General features: G+C 44.4%; 20 protein-coding genes. 11 read left to right on the top strand and 9 right to left on the bottom strand.

Annotated features, from left to right (window positions below; genetic code table 11):
* Positions 1-25 precede the first annotated feature (25 nt).
* The 4 genes from tgt to glf all read left to right on the top strand — a co-directional run bounded on the left by tgt (position 26) and on the right by glf (position 5484).
* Positions 26-1159 carry a tRNA guanosine(34) transglycosylase Tgt gene (tgt, locus tag AC23P2_RS09955; protein ID WP_487773045.1) on the top strand — a complete coding sequence of 378 codons (1134 nt, stop codon included), beginning with the start codon at positions 26-28 and terminating at the stop codon, positions 1157-1159.
* Positions 1160-1330: 171 nt separating this feature from the next.
* On the top strand, positions 1331-2842 hold the full coding sequence (locus AC23P2_RS09960; RefSeq protein WP_487773046.1) for an OmpA family protein: 1512 nt from the start codon (positions 1331-1333) through the stop codon (positions 2840-2842).
* Positions 2843-2952: 110 nt separating this feature from the next.
* Positions 2953-4242 (top strand): nucleotide sugar dehydrogenase, encoded by a 1290-nt coding sequence (locus tag AC23P2_RS09965; RefSeq protein WP_487773047.1) that lies wholly within the window; start codon positions 2953-2955, stop codon positions 4240-4242.
* Between the two features lie 141 nt (positions 4243-4383).
* Positions 4384-5484: a UDP-galactopyranose mutase gene (glf, locus tag AC23P2_RS09970; RefSeq protein WP_487773048.1), complete on the top strand. Its 1101-nt coding sequence runs from the start codon at positions 4384-4386 to the stop codon at positions 5482-5484.
* Positions 5485-5556: 72 nt separating this feature from the next.
* On the opposite strand, the gene AC23P2_RS09975 is transcribed toward glf, so the two are convergent.
* On the bottom strand, positions 5557-5838 hold the full coding sequence (locus AC23P2_RS09975; RefSeq protein ID WP_183975150.1) for a GNAT family N-acetyltransferase: 282 nt from the start codon (positions 5836-5838) through the stop codon (positions 5557-5559).
* 6 nt (positions 5839-5844) lie between these two features.
* Positions 5845-7176 carry a 4Fe-4S dicluster domain-containing protein gene (locus AC23P2_RS09980; protein WP_487773131.1) on the bottom strand — a complete coding sequence of 444 codons (1332 nt, stop codon included), beginning with the start codon at positions 7174-7176 and terminating at the stop codon, positions 5845-5847.
* A 137-nt stretch (positions 7177-7313) separates the two neighbouring features.
* On the opposite strand from AC23P2_RS09980, the gene AC23P2_RS09985 reads away from it, so the two are divergent.
* From AC23P2_RS09985 to AC23P2_RS09995, 3 genes are all read left to right on the top strand, one after another.
* A complete protein-coding gene (locus AC23P2_RS09985; protein ID WP_487773049.1) occupies positions 7314-11234 on the top strand; it encodes an AAA domain-containing protein in 3921 nt (1306 codons plus the stop codon).
* A gap of 116 nt (positions 11235-11350) precedes the next feature.
* Positions 11351-12634 (top strand): LVIVD repeat-containing protein, encoded by a 1284-nt coding sequence (locus tag AC23P2_RS09990; protein WP_487773050.1) that lies wholly within the window; start codon positions 11351-11353, stop codon positions 12632-12634.
* A 16-nt stretch (positions 12635-12650) separates the two neighbouring features.
* Positions 12651-13241 carry a hypothetical protein gene (locus AC23P2_RS09995; protein WP_487773051.1) on the top strand — a complete coding sequence of 197 codons (591 nt, stop codon included), beginning with the start codon at positions 12651-12653 and terminating at the stop codon, positions 13239-13241.
* 274 nt (positions 13242-13515) lie between these two features.
* On the opposite strand, the gene AC23P2_RS10000 is transcribed toward AC23P2_RS09995, so the two are convergent.
* The 6 genes from AC23P2_RS10000 to nadD all read right to left on the bottom strand — a co-directional run bounded on the left by AC23P2_RS10000 (position 13516) and on the right by nadD (position 18164).
* Entirely contained in the window at positions 13516-14142 is a 627-nt protein-coding gene (locus AC23P2_RS10000) for a DUF2441 domain-containing protein (protein WP_487773052.1), read from the bottom strand.
* Between the two features lie 522 nt (positions 14143-14664).
* Positions 14665-15117 (bottom strand): hypothetical protein, encoded by a 453-nt coding sequence (locus AC23P2_RS10005; protein ID WP_487773053.1) that lies wholly within the window; start codon positions 15115-15117, stop codon positions 14665-14667.
* A 136-nt stretch (positions 15118-15253) separates the two neighbouring features.
* The gene (gene rnc / locus AC23P2_RS10010; RefSeq protein WP_028522124.1) at positions 15254-16000 is read right to left on the bottom strand and encodes a ribonuclease III; all 747 of its coding nucleotides are present in this window, start codon (positions 15998-16000) and stop codon (positions 15254-15256) included.
* Between the two features lie 12 nt (positions 16001-16012).
* Positions 16013-17266, bottom strand: a complete 1254-nt coding sequence (gene fabF / locus AC23P2_RS10015; protein ID WP_028522123.1) for a beta-ketoacyl-ACP synthase II — start codon at positions 17264-17266, stop codon at positions 16013-16015.
* A gap of 31 nt (positions 17267-17297) precedes the next feature.
* Positions 17298-17534, bottom strand: a complete 237-nt coding sequence (locus AC23P2_RS10020) for an acyl carrier protein (RefSeq protein WP_028522122.1) — start codon at positions 17532-17534, stop codon at positions 17298-17300.
* Positions 17535-17591: 57 nt separating this feature from the next.
* A complete protein-coding gene (gene nadD, locus AC23P2_RS10025) occupies positions 17592-18164 on the bottom strand; it encodes a nicotinate (nicotinamide) nucleotide adenylyltransferase (RefSeq protein ID WP_487773054.1) in 573 nt (190 codons plus the stop codon).
* A gap of 107 nt (positions 18165-18271) precedes the next feature.
* Here nadD and AC23P2_RS10030 point away from each other — a divergent pair, with 107 nt between their 5' ends.
* From AC23P2_RS10030 to AC23P2_RS10040, 3 genes are read left to right on the top strand one after another with little or no spacing between them, the layout of a single operon-like run.
* Complete coding sequence (locus AC23P2_RS10030; protein WP_487773055.1) at positions 18272-19459, top strand: M20 metallopeptidase family protein; 1188 nt, start codon at positions 18272-18274, stop codon at positions 19457-19459.
* Between the two features lie 4 nt (positions 19460-19463).
* Positions 19464-19928 carry a hypothetical protein gene (locus AC23P2_RS10035; protein ID WP_487773056.1) on the top strand — a complete coding sequence of 155 codons (465 nt, stop codon included), beginning with the start codon at positions 19464-19466 and terminating at the stop codon, positions 19926-19928.
* A 45-nt stretch (positions 19929-19973) separates the two neighbouring features.
* Positions 19974-20747 (top strand): glucose 1-dehydrogenase, encoded by a 774-nt coding sequence (locus AC23P2_RS10040; protein ID WP_487773057.1) that lies wholly within the window; start codon positions 19974-19976, stop codon positions 20745-20747.
* 114 nt (positions 20748-20861) lie between these two features.
* On the opposite strand, the gene AC23P2_RS10045 is transcribed toward AC23P2_RS10040, so the two are convergent.
* Positions 20862-21866 (bottom strand): 4-hydroxyproline epimerase, encoded by a 1005-nt coding sequence (locus AC23P2_RS10045; protein WP_487773058.1) that lies wholly within the window; start codon positions 21864-21866, stop codon positions 20862-20864.
* A 154-nt stretch (positions 21867-22020) separates the two neighbouring features.
* Here AC23P2_RS10045 and AC23P2_RS10050 point away from each other — a divergent pair, with 154 nt between their 5' ends.
* Positions 22021-23541, top strand: coding sequence for a P-loop NTPase family protein (locus AC23P2_RS10050; RefSeq protein WP_487773059.1), 1521 nt, complete (start codon positions 22021-22023; stop codon positions 23539-23541).
* Positions 23542-23562 lie beyond the last annotated feature (21 nt).

Below are 23562 nucleotides of genomic sequence, written 5' to 3' on the forward strand. Positions count from 1 at the left end.
CAAAAAATTAATCAAACTAACACGGATGAAATTTGACTTAGTGACCAACGACCCGCATTCAAAAGCCCGCGCAGGGGTTGTTCATACTGACCACGGGGCGATTCAGACGCCTATTTTTATGCCAGTAGGTACGGCGGGAACTGTGAAGGCGGTACACCAACGTGAATTAAAAGAAGACATTAAGGCGCAAATAATTTTGGGAAATACCTACCACTTGTATTTGCGTCCAGGACTGGATATACTCGAAAAAGCAGGAGGACTGCATAAATTTAACGGTTGGGGTTTTCCTATTTTGACCGATAGTGGAGGGTACCAAGTGTATTCGTTGGCAGGGACGGGGCGTAAGATTACCGAAGAAGGAGTGAAATTTAAGTCGCACATCGACGGGTCTTTGCACTTTTTTACGCCCGAAAGCGTCATGGATATTCAGCGGCGAATCGGAGCCGATATCATCATGGCGTTTGACGAATGTACCCCTTACCCCTGTGACTTCTCCTACGCAAGGAAGTCTATGGAAATGACGCATCGCTGGCTGCAACGCTGCTGCGAGCGATTTGATGCCACGGAGTCGATGTATGGGTATAGCCAGACGTTGTTCCCGATTGTCCAAGGAAGTACTTACAAAGACTTGCGACGCCAATCGGCCGAATTTATTGCGAGCATGGGGCGAGAAGGAAATGCCATTGGTGGGTTATCGGTAGGAGAACCCGCCGAAGATATGTACGAAATGACGGAGTTGGTGTGTGATATTTTACCCAAAGACAAACCTCGGTATTTGATGGGTGTAGGAACACCCGAAAATATCTTAGAGTGTATAGCCCTTGGTATTGACATGTTCGACTGTGTGCTTCCAACGCGCAACGCTCGTCACGGTATTTTGTACACCACGCAGGGAGTGGTTAATATCCGAAATGAGAAATGGAAGGATGATTTTAGTCCAATTGACGAAACATTGGGAGGTTATGTGAGTTCTTTTTATTCAAAGAGTTACCTGCGCCACCTGATTAAATCAGAAGAAATCTTAGGTTCGCAAATTGCCAGTGTTCACAACCTAACTTTCTACTTGTGGCTTGTGGGTCAGGCTCGTGAGCAAATTTTGGCAGGTACCTTTGCCCAGTGGAAGAACGAAATTTTAAAGAAAATAAACCAGCGGCTTTGAAAATTGGGCAAAAAGAATTTTCTTTAGAAAGCCAAAACATTTTTGAAATAAAAATTGAATCTCTACTTTTGTTGTCGAATTTGGTTCGGAAAGACTATTTTTGCCGTAGTAGAAGTCATTAAGATAAAGATAAACGTATCCCCCTTATTCAACATTACAAAAAGGTTTATTATGAAAAAAGTATTTCTGCTTGTCACGTTCTTAGTGTTGGGAACATGCTTGCTTGAGGCCCAAGCACAGTATAATCCGAAAGCTCCTTATGAAGGTCCCTACAAAATGAACACTTGGTCATTAGGAGTATATGCGGGTCCAAGTCAGTTCTATGGTGACTTGCGTGAGTATGACTTTTGGCCCGTTGGGACGAACAATTTCGATAGCCAGTCGGAACGTGGAACCATGCACGTGGGTCTAACACTTGGCAAACAACTTACCTACCTTTTTGGAGCACGCCTCGATGTGGGCGGAGGTAACCTCAAGGGAATGAAGCGCCGTATTTACCAATCGTACTTCAACGCCAACTATTTCCAAGCGGATGTAGCTGCGACTGTTAACTTGAAAGGGTTGCTCTTTGGCCCAACCAAGATGAAGCGTTGGAAAATGGATGTTTATGGTGGTGTGGGTCAAATATGGTTCCGTTCAACAGCGTATCAATTAGGCTCTGGCCGTTTGCAGCGCCGTTCGGATGATTCACCTACATTACGTAACGACATTACAGCGTTGAACAAAAAAGCTTCTGCCTATACGCAGGAATGGGTGATTCCTGTAGGGTTCACTACGTCGTATGAGCTTACGAAAAACCTTGACCTAGGTTTTGATTTCCGTTTGAACAACGTAAATACCGAAAAACTAGATGCCACAGTAGGTGGTGATCCATCAGCCATCTATGACGGTGGAGAAGGCGGTCGTTTGTACCAAGGAGGAACCGCAACCAGTTTCTTAGGAACTCCTAAAGGAAACTCGGCGCTTGACAAGTATGGTTTCTTCGCCATTAGTTTGACCTACAAATTGGGTAAAAACCCACTTCGTGTAGAAAAGAAAAATGGTAAATGGGCGTATGATTTCAATGCCCTGGATGCAGGAAAAGGCTTCTATCATTTGCGTTATACCGATCCTAAGTTGTTGGTTAAACCACCAAAAATTCTTTCATTGGCCGAAATCGATTCGATTGCTAAAGCCAACAAGCCAAAAGAAATCGACCCTCGTTTGTTGATAGATACCGACAACGACGGTGTATCTGATTACTTCGATAAAGAACCAAATACACCTGCTGGAAGTATCGTAACGGGTGCTGGTCAGAAAATTGATTTCGACAAATACGTGAAAGATGCCTTGCCAGGTATGGCTTGTTCAGAAATCTTTGCCAACGTATTGTTTGATACTGACAAAGCCATCATCAAACCTGAGTTCTACGACTTATTGAACAAAGTAGTAGAGTTGATGAATAAAACGCAATGCCGCCTCCAAATGGCTGGTCACGCAGACCGTCGTGCTTCTGACCGCTACAACGTAGCCTTGTCTGAACGCCGCGTAAATGCCGTGAAGCAGTACTTGTCGCAAGCAGGTTTGAAAGATCCAAACCGCATTGTGGTGGACGCTTATGGTGCATTCAAGCCAATTGCTGACAACGGTACAGTAGATGGATTGAAGAAAAACCGTCGCGTAGAATTGAAATTGATGCCATAGGCACTCAAAATACCATAATTTGAAACGGCCCTGACCCAAAATGTCAGGGCCGTTTCATTTGGTACTCAGTGGCGTAGTATGCTATATTTGTGGATTGATTAGAGAACAAAATGTATCAACAACTCCTCCAGAAAGAAAATCAGATAGCTGTCATTGGATTAGGGTATGTGGGTTTGCCCATAGCTCTCGAATTTGCAAAGTATTTTCGGGTCATTGGTTTTGACATTAACCATAGCCGTGTTGAATTGATGCAGCGTGGCATTGACCCCTCACAAGAACTAGAGACATCAGCGTTTGATGGAAAGGATATTGTTTTTACCTCAAATCTGGAGGATTTGCGACAAGCCCAATTTTTTGTGGTCGCTGTTCCAACACCCGTCGATGATTACAAAGTGCCCGACTTAAAACCATTGATAGGGGCATCGCACACGATTGGTAAAGTGCTTAAAACAGGTGATTATGTGATATACGAATCAACGGTTTATCCTGGCTGTACCGAAGAAGATTGTTTGCCTATTCTGGAGAAGGAATCAGGTTTGAAGCTCGGAAAGGATTTTAAGATAGGGTATTCTCCCGAGCGAATTAACCCTGGAGATAAAGACCGTACTATTGACAAAATTCTAAAAATTGTGTCAGGTAGTGATGCAGAGGCGCTGGAGGAAATTGCGCAGGTGTATGGCCAAATTATCTCAGCAGGAATTTATAAAGCACCAACCATCAAAGTGGCTGAAGCGGCCAAAGTTATTGAAAATACCCAACGAGATTTGAACATTTCGCTGATGAACGAGTTAGCGATTATCTTTGACCGTATGGGGATAGATACCAAAGATGTGATAGAGGCGGCGGGGACAAAATGGAATTTTATCAAATTTTACCCAGGCTTGGTAGGAGGACATTGCATTGGCGTTGACCCATATTACCTGCTTTATAAGGCCAAAAAATTAGGTTACGACCCGCAAGTCATTCATAGCGGGCGCCGTATCAATGATGGAATGCCTGCTTTTATCGCCAAGCGTTTGATACAAATGCTGATTCAGAAAAGTAAGAGCCCCCAAAACGCCAAGGTGCTGGTAATGGGAATTACCTTCAAAGAAAATGTGTCAGACATCCGTAATTCAAAAATAGCGGACTTAATCAAAGAATTGATGAGCTTTTCGGTCAATGTTCACATCGTTGACCCGTATGCTTCTCCCAATGAAGTAGCGCACGAATATGGCCTTACGCTGATGGACAAGCCTTCAAACGATTATGATGCAGTGATTGTGTCGGTGGGGCATAACGAATACAAAACACTAGATATTGATTACTTTAAACAAATCATGAAAGAAGCTCCCATTCTGATGGATTTGAAAGGAATGTATCGAAATACGGACGAGAAAATAACTTATTGGAGACTTTAACTTCAGTTGATTGCTGGTAGTCCATAGTTGATAGTCCATAGTCCACGGTTGATAGCTTACAGTAATTCTCTGTTGGCTGCTGACCATCGACCATCGACTGTTGACCATCGGCCATCGAATTAACTGCCAACTTTAAACAAAATGTACGATTATCTAATTGTTGGTGCTGGATTGTTTGGAAACGTTTGGGCGCATGAAGCCACTAAACGTGGGAAAAAATGCTTGGTCATCGACCGCCGAAACCACATCGGTGGGAACACTTACTGCGAAAATGTAGAAGGAATCAATGTGCACTACTACGGCGCGCATATTTTCCATACCAACGACAAAGAGATTTGGGACTACGTGAATTCGTTTGTAGAGTTTAATCGCTACACCAATTCGCCCATTGCTAATTACTACGGGGAGTTGTACAATTTGCCGTTTAATATGAACACCTTTTACCAAATGTGGAAGGTGAAAACGCCTGAAGAAGCAAAGGCTAAAATTCAGGAGCAAATTGAGGCGGCGAATATCAAAGACCCTCAAAACTTGGAAGAACAGGCCATTTCGTTGGTAGGAACAGACATCTACGAAAAACTCATTAAAAGCTATACCGAAAAGCAATGGGGGCGTAAATGCGTTGATTTACCAGCATTTATTATCAAGCGTTTGCCCGTTCGCTTTACGTTTGACAATAACTATTTCAACGACCGCTACCAAGGAATCCCGATTGGTGGATACAACAAGTTGAACGAAGCCTTGCTTGAAGGAACGGATGTGCGTTTGGGTGTAGATTTTTTTCAGAATCGCGCTGAGCTAGAGGCATTGGCAAAACAAGTAGTTTATACGGGGCAACTGGATGAATACTTCGGTTTTCAATTAGGGTATTTGGAGTACCGTAGCTTGCGTTTTGAGCACGAAACGCTGGATACGGCTAACCATCAAGGAAATGCCGTGGTGAATTATACCGACGGCGAAACAGCGTTTACGCGAATTATCGAACACAAGCACTTTGAGTTTGGAACGCAAGAGAAAACGGTGATTACGCACGAATATCCGCAAGAGTGGACGCCAGGGCAGGAGCCTTATTATCCTGTCAATGACGATAAAAACGACCGTTTGTTGAGAGAATACCGCAAATTGGCGGAAGCTGAAACCAATGTGATTTTCGGAGGGCGCCTGGCAGAATACCGCTACTACGATATGCACCAAGTGATTGGCTCGGCTTTAGTGAAAGTACGTAAACATTTCGGCGAATAAAACAGGGAAGTTTTACCCAACAAAAAAGCGGATCAAATACTTGTTCCGCTTTTTTGTTGGACAATTTTATGACTATAGAAAAGTAAGCTGCTGATATTCGGGGTGGCGTTGGATGTAGGTTTTGATAAAGGGGCAAAGCACGCGCACTTTTAAATGGTGCTTCTGTGCGTAATCCAACACGTGTTTAGCCAAACCTGACCCTATCCCTTTCCCTTCCAACGATGGAGGGACTTCCGTATGATAAAAGGTAATTTGCTCGTCTTCGGTTTGGGCATAATCGACAAAAGCGACTTGTCCATCAATCCACCATTCAAAGCGGTTTTCTTCGGTATTATTTACAATAGGGACGTTCATTGGTTGTTATTTTAAGTTATCAGCCCAGTTGAAGCGGTCACTTGGTGAAAACTTCCAAGGAGCCTGATTGGTTTCAAGGTTGTTAAACATGGCGTTCCATGAGCTTGGTGCTTGGGCTTCGTCCATGATTTTATAACGGCGTAATTGAAGGATAATGTCCAACGGACTAATAAGAACGGGGCATTCCTGAACGCAGGCGTTGCAGGTTGTGCAGGCCAAAATCTCTTCTTCGGAGATATAATCACCGAGCAGACTTTTGCCGTCGTCTTTAAATTCGCCACCGTTGGTCAGCATGATTTTACCTACATCTTCCAAACGGTCGCGGGTATCCATCATGATTTTGCGCGGTGAAAGGGCTTTACCTGTAATGTTGGCGGGGCAAGAAGAGGTGCAGCGTCCACATTCGGTACAAGAATAGGCGTCCATTAAGTTTTTCCAACTCAAATCGGTAACGTCTTTTGCGCCAAAACGACCGATTTCGGCGGGAGCCTCGGTAGCGTCAGGTTGGTCTAAACCGAGCATGATTTTTACCTCTTTGGTGATTTCTGGCATATTTTGCATTTCTCCTTTGGAGGTGAGATTGGCAAAATAAGTATTGGGAAAAGCCAAAAAGATGTGAAGGTGCTTTGAGTACGTTACGTATAAGGCAAAGGCGAAAATTCCTAAAATATGGAACCACCAAGCCCCCCGCTCAATGGCAATGAGGGCACCGTCTGATAAACCCGAATATAAAGGCTGCAAAAAAGTACTAAAAAAGAAACCACCTACCAGTGGATAATGCTCAGCACCACGTTCTTGCAATAAAGCATCGGCCGCATTCATGCTCAAAATAGCGAACATCAAGACAATTTCCGTTACTAAAATAACGTTGGCATCCAGCGAAGGAAAACCATTTAACTCGCGGTGACGCGTGGGTTGTAAGCGTTCTACGTTGGTGATGTTGCGACGAATCAAGAAAATAACGCAGACAGCAAGGACGCCAACGGCCAAAAACTCAAAAAAATTGATAAGTGCGTGGTAAAAACTTCCGAGTACAGGAGCAAATAAACGGTGTGTACCCAAAAGCCCATCTAAGACAATTTCAAGCACTTCGAGGTTGATGAGTAAGAATCCCGCATAAATGACAAAGTGCATAATCCCTACAATGGGTCGGTCAAACATTTTCTTTTGGCCAAACGCTACGCGTATCATGGTACTCAGACGTTCGTTGGGGCGGTCAGTGCGGTCGTCGGATTTGCCTAGCTGAATCGTTTTTTTGATAATTCCTACCCGTTTTGACATAAGCCATGCCGTTACTCCTAACGCCACGGCAAAAAGAACTTGTTGAGCTATCTGCATTTCGGTTTTTAGGGTTGATTGTGTTTTGTCATTTCGTCGGTGGTCTGCAAGCATACCATTGACAAATATCGTGAAAGTTTACTGAACTCAAACAAGGAGGTGTATATTTGTTTTACGCCCTATTTCCCCCTCAAAGAATGAATCTGACTCCTGATATTCTTAAAAAATACTTGCGCCGTTTGACCAATCTGAGTAGCCGAAACCGTTCGTTGGTGTTATCAACGCTTTCGGCTGACCAGTTTTTGGATTGGAAAGCGCTGGATTTTGTGGACAATCGCTCGGCATTTGATGTTTTGAGCGACCTGATTGCCCAGAAAAAAACGGTTCGCTTGGGACAAGTGATTGACCCGCGTTCGGAAAAAGGCAATGAAGTAAGCAAGCGGTTGCGGAAATTGGCCCGTACGGAGCGATTTATCGAAGAAGAACGTGGTTCGGAAGATTTGTACGTGGGCTATCCGTTTGTGAGAGGAAAATTGATGGACGGAACAGTGATACATGCACCTTTGGTATATTTTCCCGTAACGCTTCAAAAAAATGAAGAAAATGTCGCCTACTGGGAGCTTCGCCGCCGCCCCGAGCCAACCTTGCTCAATCGTAGTTTTTTGCTGGCGTATGGGTATTTTAATCAGATAAATATTCCAGATGAGTTGTTGGAAAAAAACTTGGAAGAACTGAGCCGAGATGCGCTGGTGTTTCGGACGGAGTTGTACGAACTGCTCAAAGAAAGCGCGCTTAAACTCAATTTCAACCAAGCTATTTTTCAGGATACGTTGCAGTATTTTGACGAATGTTCAAAAACAGACTTGGAGCTTTTGGAGCAAAATGGCGAACTAAAACTCTTTCCTGAGGCAGTTTTGGGGATTTTTCCGCAAGCGGGAAGTTATTTAGCCCCCGATTACGAAGCGCTTATTAACCAAGAGATAGAACCCGCCGATGTTGAAAGTGGTGCGGCAAACGTCTTTTCTGTTACCATCAAAGAAGCCAATACTTTTACCGCCTTTCCGCAAGATGCGTCGCAAGAACAGGCGTTGCTAAGGGTAAAGCAAGGAGAGTCGTTGGTGGTGGAAGGCCCACCAGGGACGGGAAAATCGCAGTTGATTGCGAACCTGATGACCGATTTTGCCGCACGTGGTAAACGTGTGCTTTTGGTATGTCAGAAACGAGTTGCGTTGGATGTGGTGTACGAACGGCTTCGACAGGTAGGTATAGCGCCTTTTGCGGCCCTTATTCACGATTTTAAAAATGACCGCGCGGATTTGTACGCCCAACTTGATGCCCAAATTGGCCAAGTTGATGAATACCAAAAGCAAAATTATGCGCTGGATTCGATTGTGCTAGATAGGCAGTTTTTGCAAGTAAGTCGCTCTATTGAACAGCTTTGTAGTGAGCTCAACGCCTTCAAAGAAGCGCTTTTTGAGGCTAACGAATGCGGTTTATCGCCCAAAGAATTGTACCTCACCAGTTCGACGCAGGCGGCCAATATTCCCATTCCTGCGTTTCGACAGTTTCGGTTTGACGATCGCTTGGAGACATTGCTACAAAAACTGCGTCGATTGGAGCAATACCAGCGTTTTTTGCCTTCACAGCATCCTTGGGAAGAACGAGTTGACTTTTCTCGCATTGGTTTTCAGGAAATAACAGTGGTAAAAAATACCATTGAAGAAGCTACTCAAACCTACGAGTATATCCAAAAATCGACCAATGAGTGGTTGGGACAAACATTGAATGCGGCTCATTTACGGCAACTTCATCGGCAAGATACCCAAGTAAAAACATGGCAAGAACGATTGCAACTTCCCTTGAATTGGGATTTTTTTGAGCGTAGCGTTAGCGGAAAAATGACCAAATCGCTCACCCAATGGTTAGCTAAGGCACACAAAAGTGAGCAAAAATTAGTGGGAGGGCCAGTTTTAATGGATGAACTTTTAACATCCGAACTCCCTCGTTTTGAACACCGCCTTGAGGCATTGATACAGGCGCGTCAGTCGGTAGTAAAATGGCTTTTTTATTCGGATAAAGACTATTTTCGAGACCTTACGGCTTCTCTTGGTTTAACCCTAGAGCTGACTGATTTGTACCAACTGCGTCAACGACTCGAAAACCGAAAAGCACTGGAGCAGTGGGTGGACGAGGTTGAAAATAAGTTAGCGATCTCGATACGAGAAAGAAGCATGAGTCAGACCCTGCTTCGGTGGGAGGAAGTGGTGGCGTCAATGGAAGAAGCAGGACAGCTACAGCTTGAAATGCAACAAAATGCTCCTTTTCTGGAAAATTTGGCTTTAAAAGGAAGAAATGAATGGGAGAGCGTGACAAAGAAGTTGTTGACTTTGGCCTCGGAATTTTCGGGTAAGTACCAACGTTGGCAACGTTATTTGACCCAAGGGCAGTTGTTGCGGTTGGAGGAGTCGGCTGCGTACGGAGCAGAACTAAAAAAAACGCTTGAGGCAAATTTTGATGCTCTGGTAGAAATGGATTCGTTGAAAGGCGAATTGTCCGAATCAGAACGAGAAATACACGAAAGGCTGCAAACCGAAACATCGCATTCTTGGATCGACGTACTTCAAAACTCGCTACGGCTGGCTTGGCTGGCGTATTTAGAAGAAAAAAATCCTGTGCTTAGGGCGGTTTCATCCTTAAAAATGAATCAGTGGGAGGAAGAACTTCAGCAGCTTATTGAACAAAAACAGGCGTTGAGTCGGGAAATATTGGGAATGCAACTTCGCGAGCAAACCTATAAAGAAATTAGCTTTAATCGCTTGCAAAACCGCACAACCTACCGCGAATTGCAGCACCAAGTGACCAAAAAGCGGAAGATTTGGCCCGTACGAAAATTGATGGAACACCACGCCAATGAAGTATTTCATTTGGTCCCTTGTTGGATGGCATCGCCTGAAACGGTTTCGGCGGTTTTTCCGCTTCAGAAAGGGCTGTTTGATGTGGTGATTTTTGATGAAGCCTCTCAATGTTACGCCGAATATGGCATTCCCGCGATTTATCGGGCAAAACAGGTCGTGATTGTGGGAGATAGCAAGCAATTGGCGCCGTACGATTTGTATCGGGCGCGTTATGAAGACGAAACCGAAGAAGAGCACGTTGCGTTGGAAGTGGAGTCGTTGTTGGATTTGGCCAAACATTTCTATTCGGATACTTTGCTACAAGGGCATTATCGAAGCCGTTCTTTGGACTTGATTGACTTTTCAAACCAACATTTTTATAAGAATAATCTTCGCCTGCTGCCTCATTTTCAGGATATAAACGAAGGTATTCCTGCGATTGAATACGTTAAAGTGGACGGGATTTGGGAACAAAACCGCAATACGACAGAGGCTGAGCGGGTGGTAGAGTTGGTGAAAATGTTACAAAATGAGCAACCTAGCGCATCGGTGGGTGTGGTGACGTTCAACTACCCACAGCAACAGTTGATTGAACAGCTCCTGCAAGAAACAGTCGAACAAGGCGAGGTAGGATGGAAGAAATCATTTTTTGTCAAAAATATTGAAAATGTGCAAGGAGATGAGCGTGATATTATTATTTTTTCGGTGGGATATGCGCCTGACGCTCGCGGGCGATTGCGTGTTCAATTTGGGAGTTTGAATGCCCGTGGTGGAGAAAATCGGTTGAATGTGGCGGTCACTCGGGCGCGGCAAAAGGTCTATGTAGTGACGAGCATTTGGCCCGACCAACTTCAGGTGGAAACAGCCGTACATTCAGGGCCTAAACTGTTGAAGTCGTACTTAGCGTATGCGCTGAATGTGTCTTCGGGTACCTACCGACCGCGGCCATTAGAACTTAATCAACGACCGTCGAGCTGGCTTTTGAAACATCGTTTGCAGCAAACTGCATTGGAAAAAGGGGATACTTTGTTAGAAGAACTTCCTTTTGCGGATTTGACAGTAAAAAAGGGTGAGCGCTACGAAAAAGTTGTTTTGACTGATGATGAGTTGTACCAACAAGCGATTTCGGTCAAAGAATCACATGCTTATATCCCGTTGCTGCTGCGAGCCAAAGGATGGGGTTTTGAGCGTCGTTGGAGCCGCGAGTGGTGGCGGGGAAAATAATTTTTCACGCAAATGTTCGCAGATTTCTGGGTGCTAGAATTTTTTATTTGAGTTCCAACGTAATGGAATAGAAAAGCGTCATTGGGGTATAAACACCTTAAACCCCCACGCTTGCCATGAGACGTTTACTTTTACCTATTCTTTTTATTGTTGGTCTTGCGCAATGGTCGTGCACCGACCGCTGTACCGAAACGCGTAAGTACAAACGCTTCACGCCCGTGACCATTTCATTGGCCGAAATTCGTCAAGGTGTACGTACCGAAACTGCGCACGCACTAGAAACCCCAGGGAAAATCTACGCCAAAGGAAATTATCTATTTATCAATGAGCAAAAAAAAGGCTTACACATCATTGATAATTCTAACCCTGCCGCGCCCAAAATCATTTCATTCATTACGATTCCAGGCAATGGCGACATGGCCGTCCGTGGGAATATTTTGTACGCCGACAGCTATTCTGATTTGGTGGCGTTGGATATTTCTAATCCATTGGAAGTGAAAGAAATAAGCCGTCAAAAAGATGTGTTTCAGACGGGTCAATTCGATGGCGCTTGGTGGTCGCTCAACACAACCACGGGAGCGATTCAGGACCAAAATGTGCAGATTGTGACCGAAACCATTCAAACCAACTGTGAAAATAACAATGGTTCGTGGTGGGGAGGAACATTTTTGGCGATGGATAGCCGCAGTGCCGCTCTTCAGTCTAGCACTGTTCCGTCGAACTCAAATGCGCAAGGACAAGCAGGGTCGATGGCACGTTTTGCGCTGTATGACAAGTACTTATACACCGTGAGCCAAAGCGATATGCAGCTGTTTGACATTGGTATCCCTTCACAGCCCAAGGCTTCAACAAAAATCCGACTGGGTTGGGGAATTGAAACCATTTTCCCGTACCGCGACAAGCTTTTTATTGGTTCTACAACGGGAATGTTTATCTATGACAACAGCAATCCTGAAAACCCGCAGCACATGTCAACCTTCCAACACGCCATGTCGTGCGACCCTGTCGTGGTGACTGACAATCGTGCTTACGTCACGTTGCGTTCGGGAACTACTTGCAACCGTGGTCTTAACCAACTTGATGTAATTGATATTACAGACTTACGGACACCTCGCTTGTTGAAATCGTATCCAATGCAAAATCCACACGGTTTGGGTGTCGATTACCCTAATTTATACTTGTGTGAAGGCACGCACGGACTTAAATCATTGAACATTGCCAATGATTTTGACGTCAAGCAATTACAACATTTGAAAGACATGGACGCGTACGACGTGATTCCGTTGTCTAACAAAACACTTTTGATGATTGGCAAAGATGGACTTTATCAGTTTGACGTTTCAAACCCGTCGGGGCTTCGTGAAATTAGTAAGATTCCAGTAAAACGGGTTGAAATTTAAACCAATGCCTGAAAATATGAAAAAGATACGAATTGCGTTGATCTTCAGCTGTTTATTGGCTTGTACATTCACTGCATCCGCGCAATTTAAACCTCATTACGTCAACATGACGGAAGTGGGAGGGTTGTTTGGGCGAGTGGTATATGATATTCCGTGGAGTGTTCCCGTTCAGCAACAAGTCGAAAATCGCCTTAGTTTAACGTTGCAAACATTTAACGGAGTCCAACTAAAGCCACGCATGGCCGTGGGACTGACAACGGGATTGGATTGGTACCAATCGGCCTTATTGATGCCCGTTGCGGCAGGCATCCGCTACGATTTAGCCAAAAGTAAAAACAACGTGACCTTGTTGGGAATGCTGGATGGGGGCTACGGGTTTCAGTGGCTTCATGCCGATGCAACGGGCTACAAAACCGACGGCGGAATGATGATTAGCCCAGGGTTAGGGCTAAAGTTTGGATTAAAATCGGGGAGCGCCTTGCTACTCTCTCTCAGCTATAAACGACAACAAGCCAAATCGACCGAGCCTTTGGGTTGGGGAGAAATTGAAAAATGGGAAAACCGTGTCTATAACCGAATGGCCGTGCGGTTTGGCTTCGTATTTTAAAAATATGGATGGCGCGAGCGTCCTGCGCTCGTGCCTTTATTTCAAGGCTCTAAGTAGTCGCTCGTGTCCCACGAGTGACTACTATTTCAAGGCTTCCAGCCTGTGACCTCAAAGACCATCCCATCGAATTTTCACTCCGCCCCGCGAATAAGTTGCAAACATGACAGGAGGGTCAAAGGATAGCATTGAAACCTCTGTCACTCCACCGCCTGCCTCCTTTTCAGTATAACCCCACATCAGGTATTTCTTCAATTTTTTCAAGATAGTTACTTTTTCAAAGTCTGATTAGTCTCAGAATTTCTATTTGTCCATCAAAAATTAGTTCTGAATTAATCTCTTCTGGTTGGTTAGGTGTCCAATAGTAAGATGCCATTCTTTCGTGCTCTTCAATGTTCAAAATATCTAAAGCAATATGTCTACTACTTGCCAAATGACCCGTGCCATTTAGTCTGACTTCGAAAATTTGAAACCCCTTTTGATATGCACCAAGTTGCTGTATCCAGTAATTTGCACAATTCAAATCAGGAGTAAAAAACCAGATACAATTCATTCTTGAAGGTAAGTACGGAAAGTTTCTACGTCTGAAATCTTCGAGTATAAGTTCTCGAATCATGGAGAACTGCTTATAATGATAATGAATACTTAAATCTTGTAGTTTTTTTAACTGATCTGTGTATTCTTGAGTACTTAAACCATTGCCATTTGAGAGAAGTATATTGTTTGATACTTCAAGTAAACTTCTTTGAAATCCATTATTTTGTAACTTGAAAGGAAAGCTGTAGAGGTCCTGCCAGCACTTATTTACTCTTCTGTTCCAATTAAAGGTATTACCAACAGTCCATTCATTGTGTGGTGTATTAGCTAGTTTGATATGCCAGTAAATGCCATTGTTTAGGTTCATATTTAGCGGTAATTTTTAATGGTAAAATTTTGTAACTTAGGTTTAAATTTATGTGATGTTGAGTGGCGAACTAATGTGCCCAGAGATTCTTATTTTATATATTTTTCATCAGTGTGCCACTATCGACAATTGTAGTACACGGAGTTTTTAAGAATGTAAGCAATCTTCGGGAGCAGTAGAGTCGAACATGATAAAATTATTCAAAAAAATATATTATAACTAATTTTTTTAAAGTTTTATCAATCAATAGAACTTGTATGAGTGCATAAAAAATCAGGTGTCTTTTTATGCATCTTAAAGTGCTAATTTCGTCAAAAAGTAACGGCTATGTCAAATTATTTCCTAGCCATCGCTCGTATCCACGAGTGACGAAATGGCTTCCTACTGATAGATTCAAAGACTACTCCATCGGACTTTCACTCCGTTGTGTAGAGTACGTTGCAAACAGGAGACCTTTGGTCTCACTTTTTACCAAGATATAGCCTTGCTGAGGCTACTTTGCCTTTAATGTGTTCAACTTGATCAAATATACCCAATGACCGAGCTTATTATTTCCCAAGAACTATTGGCTTGTTTCGTTAAATTAGCTGAAAACGTTAGACCCGTCCCTTTAAACCTAAAAAATACTTTGGCTTCATTTGGGGCTACCATTTCGAGTTTAGTAACTTCCAAGAAAAAAGCAGGTTTGTATGGGTTTAGGAGGGTTTCACTTGTTGAGTCAATGGCACTTAGTAAAACCAGCTTCCCATTTTTATACACGTTGTATTGTTTAGGAATGGTTTGGTTTTGAACAATTTTAAGCTGCTGTTTTTTGAATCCACTGAGCGATGATTCTAGCTGGGAATCGGTAAGAATGACTTGAAGTATTTGAGTTGTGTCAAACTCGTTAAACGTAGCTTTCGTGTGTTGGTGATTACAACTCGTTAATGTGAAGCAAAAAACGCTAATCGCAAGGTAAATGAAATATTTTTTCATATGATACCATATCAGTCATTACCGATGGCGCGAGTGTTTCGCTCGTGTCGCTTATTCCAAGGCTTCCAGCCTTTACTTTTTACAATACAACTAAGATGAAATAGCCTACACGAGTTCAGTGCCTCGTGGATTCCCATTACTTCAACTCCAAAATCTCGCAAGCTTTTTCGGCGGCCGATTGTTCGGCTTTCTTCTTAGAATAGCCGTTACCTGTGGCAAACACTTCACCATCAAGGGTAACTTGTGAAATAAACTCGCGGAAGTGACGACTGCCGTTCTCTTGGACAATCGAAAAACGCACTTCTTTACCTTCACGCTGTGCCCATTCGATGAGGCGGCTCTTGAAGTTGGCGTTATTGTTGATAAGGGCGTCTAGGTCGTAGTGGGTAAGGAGCTCTTTGGTGATGAATTTCTTGGTAAACCGAAATCCTTTGTCCAAATATACCGCTCCGACGAGTGCCTCAAGGGCATCGCCATACATAGAAGAGTTGGGGGGCATTCCCCGACGGTTGCCGTCAAATTCAATTAGGCGATCGAGGCCGATTTTACGGGCAATACCATTAAGTGTCTCACGATTTACGATGCGTGAGCGAATTTCAGTAAGGAATCCTTCGTCTTTGTAAGGGAATTTTTTGAAGAGATATTCCGCAATGACCATGCCCAAGACCGAATCGCCGAGGTACTCAAGACGCTCGTTCGATTCTCTAAATCCCTTAATCGACGTCTCCTTAGACGCAGAAGTATGGCGAAAAGCTAACTGGTAAACCTCTATATTAGAAGGTTTTGCGCCGATGATTAGCTCCACGGCCTTTTTAAACTTCTTATCTGGGGATAAGTTCCCAGGCTTGAAGAAATCAATTATGGGATTTAATACCGTAGGCAATTGGGATGAATTTTATCCTTCAAATTTACGAAATATGACGCAAGTATTATGTCCACCGAAGCCAAAAGTGTTGCTAAGTGCAATTTTCACTTCGCGTTCTTGCGCTTTATTGAATGTCAAGTTTAAGCGAGGATTGATGTCTGGGTCATCCGTAAAGTGGTTGATGGTTGGCGGGATAATTCCGTGCTGAATAGCCAGAATCGACGCCACCGCTTCTACCGCTCCTGCTCCTCCCAACAAGTGCCCAATCATGGATTTGGTTGAGCTAATGTTGAGTTTGTAAGCGTGTTCTCCAAAAAGTCGTTCAATCGCTTTAATTTCTTGAGGGTCTCCAATCGGTGTCGATGTTCCGTGGGTATTTACATAGTCCACGTCCTCAGGGTTGATACCAGCGTCTTCAAGGGCATTTTTCATGCACAAGTAAGCGCCGATACCATCAGGGTGGGGAGCAGTGATGTGATACGCGTCCGAAGACATACCACCACCGATAAGTTCCGCGTAGATTTTAGCTCCACGGGCAATCGCATGGTCATAATCTTCGAGAATCAATCCTGCACCGCCTTCGCCCAACACAAAACCATCACGGTCTTGGTCATACGGGCGAGATGCCGTTAAATAATCGTCGTTACGTTCCGAAAGAGCTTTGAGGGAGTTGAATCCACCCACGCCTGCTTGCGTAACGGCTGCTTCTGACCCACCCGTCAAACAAAAATCAATTTTGCCCAAACGAATGTAGTTAAAAGCGTCGATGATAGCGTTGTTAGAAGAAGCACAGGCCGAAACAGTTACGTAAGTAGGCCCACGGAATCCGTGACGCATCGAAAGAATCCCCGAAGCACTATCGGCAATCATTTTAGGGATAAAAAATGGGTTAAAACGAGGAGTACCGTCGCCTTTCCCAAAAGAAAGCACTTCTTCTTCAAACGTTTTAAGACCTCCAATTCCTGAACCCCAAATAACGCCAGCACGGTCGAGATTTTCTTTTTCAAGGTCTAACCCGCTATCTTTTACCGCCTCATCGCCAACGACGACAGCAAATTGTGTAAAAAGATCCATTTTACGAGCTTCTTGACGAGGAATAAACTGGGCCATGTCAAGTCCCTTCACTTCGCAAGCGAAGCGGGTTTTGAATTTGGTCGCATCAAATCGGGTGATGGGGCCAGCTCCGCTGACACCGTTAAACAACCCTTCCTTGTATTCCGATAGTGTGTTACCGATGGGAGTCAATGCACCCATACCTGTCACTACCACTCGCTTTAGAATCATAAAATGGATCTATAAGTTACAAAAAATATGCTTATTTGACGTTTTCTTCGAGGTATTTTACTGCTTGACCTACAGTGCCGATGTTTTCAGCTTGGTCATCAGGAATTGATACGTTGAATTCTTTTTCGAATTCCATGATCAATTCTACCGTGTCAAGCGAATCCGCACCAAGATCGTTTGTGAAGCTTGCTTCATCAGTCACTTCGGCTGCATCTACGCCTAATTTGTCAACAATAATCTGTTTTACTTTGCTTGCAATCTCTGACATTTTTGTGAGAAGTTTGGTTCAAAATCGCTGCAAAGTAATGTATTTCAAAGCATATTGTCAAATATAAAATTTCTTCCTTGAAATCATTTCTTCGACAATGTCAGGCACCATGTACCGAATAGAACGATTGTTTTTGATACAATCACGAATATATGTTGCGGATATGTCGAGTAGCGGGGCCGAAATGAATTGTACGGCAGGGTGATTGCCAAATTCGTGAGGAGCCGAATTTGGACGTGGATAAACGTATAAACCGTAGTACTGAAGGATGGCTTCGTGGTTTTTCCAGTTCTTAAATTGCTCCAAATTGTCTTCTCCAATGATTAATTTGAAGGTATGTTGCGGGAATTTTTCTTGCAATTTCGTCAGAGTATCAATGGTATAGCTTGGTCGAGGCATTGCAAACTCAATGTCGGTCACTTTGAGCTTTGAGTTGTCAGAGATGGCTCGGTCAACCATATCAAATCGGTCAAATTCATGCAACAGACTCTTGTTTTTCTTGAACGGATTTTGGGGCGAAACCACAAACCAAACTTGGTCGAGGTCGGTGGAGGTTGCCATGGTATTGGCAATGATAAGGTGCCCCATGTGGATGGGATTAAATGATCCGAAGAATAGTCCAATTTTCATGCGTCAGCGTATAGAAAAATAGAATTTATCTGCGAAAATCGCCCGTGTTTGCGTCTTCCGATGTTCTATTTTGTAGTTTTGTCTGGTCAAAGTTAAGACTAATTACCATGTTAGAAAAAATCAAAGCCTTGTCGAAGGCGCACGCCGCAGCTACGGTGGCCAACCGACATTACTTACATACAAACCCAGAGTTGTCGTTTCAAGAATATAATACGGCAAAATTTGTAGCTAACCAGTTGAAACAGATAGGCATTACTCCGCAAGAAGGAGTAGCCGATACGGGAGTGGTAGCACTTATTGAGGGCCGAAACCCAAGCAGTAGAGTAGTCGCACTGCGTGCTGACATGGATGCGCTGCCAATCGTCGAAGCCAATGATGTTCCTTATAAATCTCAAAATCCAGGGGTGATGCACGCTTGCGGACACGATGTCCACACGTCGTCGTTGTTGGGAACTGCTCGTATTTTACACGAGCTTCGTGACGAATTTGAGGGCTCAATAAAATTGATATTCCAACCAGGGGAAGAAAAAATTCCAGGTGGTGCGTCGTTGATGATTAAAGAAGGAGTGCTGCAAAACCCTAGCCCTGCGAGTATTTTGGGGCAGCACGTAGCGCCGAATATTCCCGTTGGAAAAATTGGTTTCCGTGAGGGAATGTACATGGCAAGTACTGATGAATTGTACCTAACAGTAAAAGGAAAAGGAGGGCACGGAGCCATGCCAGATACGCTTATCGACCCTGTGTTGATTGCCTCACACATTATTGTAGGTTTACAGCAAGTCATCAGTCGTAACCGTAAACCCGCCGCGCCGTCGGTGTTGTCGTTTGGGAAAATAATTGCGAATGGCGCAACCAACGTCATTCCGAATGAAGTATATATAGAAGGTACGTTCCGTTGCATGGATGAAGAGTGGCGCGAAGAAGGCTGGAAGCGTATTACGAAAATTGCACAAGGATTGGCCGAAGCCATGGGTGGAAGCTGCGACGTGGAAGTGCGTAAAGGCTACCCATTCCTCAAAAACCACCCAGAACTCACGCGCCGTACCAAAGCAGCCGCCGTGGCCTACATGGGGGCTGAAAACGTGATTGACCTCGATTTGTGGTTGGCAGGTGAAGATTTTGCCTTTTATTCGCAAGTAACCGATGCTTGTTTTTACCGTTTAGGAACGCGCAACGAGGCAAGAGGAATTGTTTCGGGCGTACACACGCCTACGTTTGACATTGACGAATCGGCATTGGAAATTGGGCCAGGCTTAATGGCTTGGTTGGCGTTAGAGGAATTGAAACTCAGCTAAATTTATGAAGCAGTTATTGATTCTAGTCATTTTGATTGTGGGGGTAAATTCGGTGGTTTTGGGGCAAGAAACGTCACCGAAACCGACGCCTTTTGCCGTGTCGAAACACCCGTTTACCTATGCGGGGCAGCAACTGATTGTGGGGCAAAGCATCGGTAATTTAGAGAAAGAATACCGCTTGTTGGAAGACGGAGGGATTTATCGCCGCATCAATTCCGCCAAAGAGTTGGAGGTATTGGGTGAGCAAACTCCCAAAAATGTAGCTACGGCGTTTCAATCGCTGAAAGACATTGACTTTGAAAAAATAGACTTTCAGCACCCGAGCCGCATTTCGTATTTCCTGATTTACAAAAAAGGGAAAAAAGAACACAAAGTGAGCTGGGGCGACCCTAAACACCCAGCACCTGAGGGGGCGGTACGGGTCTATAAAGCATTTATGGGGATGATTCCCAAAGAGATGCGACTTTAATACTTAATAACACCAATCTAAATTCATAATTACATTTCTAAAAACATGCGCTTAAAAGACAAAGTAGCCCTTATTACTGGAGGAAGTAGCGGAATTGGCCGTGAGACGGCATTATTGTTTGCTCAAGAAGGAGCCGCAGTAGTAGTAGCCGACGTAAATGATACCGCAGGGCAAGAAACTGCCGACCTCATCAAAGCCCAAGGCGGACAAGCGGTTTATGTCCGTGCTGATGTATCGAAAGCGGCAGACTGTGAAAACATGGTCGCAGTAGCAGAACAAACATTCGGTAAATTGAACATTGTGTTCAACAACGCAGGTATCATGCACAGCGACGACGACAACGCCGTTACTACCGAAGAGTCAGTTTGGGATTTGACCATGAATATTAACGTTAAAGGGGTATTCTTTGGCTGTAAATACGCTATCCCTGCGCTTCGTCGCGCGGGTGGAGGAAGCATCATCAACACGGCTTCTTTTGTAGCCTTGTTGGGAGCTGCTACGCCACAAGTAGCCTATACAGCGAGCAAAGGGGCGGTTCTTTCAATGAGCCGTGAGTTAGCGGTTATTCACGCCCGTGAGAATATCCGCGTAAACGCACTTTGCCCAGGGCCACTTCGTACCGAGTTGTTGATGAAGTTTTTGAGTACGGAAGAGAAAAAACAACGTCGTTTGGTACACATCCCAATGGGACGTTTTGGGGAAGCGAAAGAAATGGCTTACGCGGTTCTTTATTTAGCTTCGGACGAATCTTCGTACGTAACTGGTACTGAGTTTCTTGTAGATGGAGGTATCACAGCAGCGTACGTAACGCCTGAATAATATCAAAGCTATGAGGTCTGACTACTACGATAATCAGACCTCATAGGTTTAAAAGATTATCAAAACCTATAAAGTCCGACTGCTTTAATAATTAGACCTTATAGGTTTAAAAAATTATATCACCTGAAACCCGTGTGCATACGGGTCATCTTCGTCGTCGATGGTGATGGTATTGAGGCCATATACTTTTGCCCAACCTTGAATCCCAGGCACAATAGCCTCAAAGTCACCTACTTTGGCCGTGTCTTCTACCGTGCCAATGAATTTACTTCCAATGATGCTTTCGTGGACGAACGTATCACCTTTTTTCAGTTTACCCTGAGCAGCCCACTGCGCCATACGAGCCGACGTACCTGTACCACAAGGAGAACGGTCAATTGCTTTATCGCCGTAGAAAACGGCATTTCTGGCCGATGAAGTAGGGTCGATGACTGCGCCTGTCCACTCGATATGGCTCAGGCCATTGATAGTAGGGTCGTTGGGATGAACAAACGTATGATTTTCGTTGATACGTTGGCGTAAAACCCGAGCCCAAGCTACCAATTGTTCAGCTTTGAAGTGTTCGAGCCCTGGGAAGTTTTCTTGCACATCCACAATGGCGTAAAAGTTTCCTCCGTAGGCAACATCCACTTTCAATAGCCCTAAATCGGGGCATTCCACTTCGATTCCCTCAGCAGCAAGATATGCGGGGACGTTGACCAGTTTTACCCATTTTACTTTGTTACCTACTTGTTCGTAACTGATGAGCACCAAGCCCGCAGGTGCTTCCATACGCACGATTCCTGGGGTTTTGGGTTGGATGAGTCCGTGTTCGATGGCAATGGTGATGGTGCCAATCGTTCCGTGGCCACACATGGGAAGGCAACCGCTGGTTTCGATAAAAAGCACCGCAACGTCATTTTCGGGGTCGTGAGGTGGGTACAAAATACTACCCGACATCATATCGTGGCCGCGTGGCTCAAACATTAAGCCTTTACGAATCCAGTCGTATTCACGAAGAAAGTGTTGGCGTTTTTCGCTCATATTGCGTCCTTCCAATAAAGGACCGCCCCCCGCAACTAAGCGCACAGGGTTGCCGCAGGTGTGGGCATCAATGCAGAAAAAGGTTTTTGAAGACACGGATGAATGAAATTTTTAGAATAAAACGAGCGCATAAAAGTAACGAAAAAATATAACCTAGGCGGGTATCAAAAAAACTTTAAACCTCGCCTCAAAACTATTCAAATACGATGGCTGTTACTTATCTATTGAAACAAACCAATCTTTAGAACGTATGGCCTACCGCGATTTAAAGCCCAAACAGCTTCTCCAACTCCACACGCTTGGCGAACTGAAAGCTGCGGGCTACCAGCCCAAATCCATTAAGCAAGAACTCCGCGACAACCTTATTGAGAAATTACGGGCAAAAGAAAGTGTTTTCCCGGGCATTTGGGGGTACGAGGATACCGTTATCCCCGACGTAGAACGGGCTATTTTGTCGATGCACCATATTAATCTGTTGGGGCTTCGTGGACAGGCCAAAACCCGCATTGCGCGATTGATGGTTAATTTGCTCGATGAATACATTCCTGTGGTGGCAGGCTCGGAACTGAACGACGACCCGTTGCAGCCACTATCACGTTTTGCACGCGATCTTGTGGACGAAAAAGGCGACCACACGCCGATTGCGTGGGTACACCGTCAGGAGCGATATGCCGAAAAACTAGCCACCCCCGACGTATCGGTAGCCGACCTTATTGGGGACGTTGACCCCATCAAAGCTGCAACGCTCAAATTACCCTATTCGGACGAACGTGTGATTCACTTCGGACTCATTCCGCGTTCGCACCGTTGTATTTTCGTTATCAACGAATTGCCTGATTTACAAGCGCGTATTCAGGTATCCTTATTTAATATTTTGCAGGAAGGCGACATCCAAATTCGTGGATTTAAGTTGCGCTTACCTTTGGATATTCAATTTGTCTTCACGGCAAACCCCGAAGATTATACCAACCGTGGAAGCATTGTGACGCCGTTGAAAGACCGTATCGACAGCCAAATTGTGACGCACTACCCTAAGACGCTTGAAATCGGAAAGAAGATTACGGCGCAAGAGGCCGTGGTGAAAACCGAGCAAAAAGGCATGGTTAAAGTCAACGAAATCGTGAAAGATTTGGTAGAACAAATTGCTTTTGAAGCCCGCGACAGTGAGTATGTGGATTCGAAAAGTGGAGTATCGGCGCGTTTGACGATTGCGGCTTTTGAAAACTTACTTTCAGCCGCCGAACGTCGAGTACTGCTCAATGGTGAAAAAGAGACTTACGTGCGTATTTCGGATTTGTATGGAGCTGTGCCTGCCATTTGTGGAAAAGTAGAATTGGTATATGAAGGCGAAGTCGAAGGCCCTGTTATTGTGGCGCAGAACCTGATTGGCAAGGCGATTCGTACGCAGTTTTTGACTTATTTCCCTAATCCTGAATCTCTAAAAAAGAAAAAAGGAGCGAAGAATCCGTTCCAAAAAGTGCAACAGTGGTTTGGGGAAAACGAAATGGATATTTTGAGCGAGCTAACAAATCGTGAGTACGAAGCTCGTTTAAAGACAATTGAAGGTTTAGACGATTTGGTGGATGATTTTCACCGTGGTTTGAGTCGCGAAGAAAAGCTGTTCATGATGGAATTTGCTTTGCACGGAATGGCCGAACATTCACTCATCGGTAAACAAATGCTCGACCGAGGATTGCACTTCAAAGACTTGTTGAGTAGTATGTTCTCGGGACCCGACCAAGAAGATGACGACGACGATGATGTATTTTAATGTGTCCGTGGATTCTCAAAT

It is taken from the genome of Runella sp. R0.1_18 (assembly GCF_057652155.1).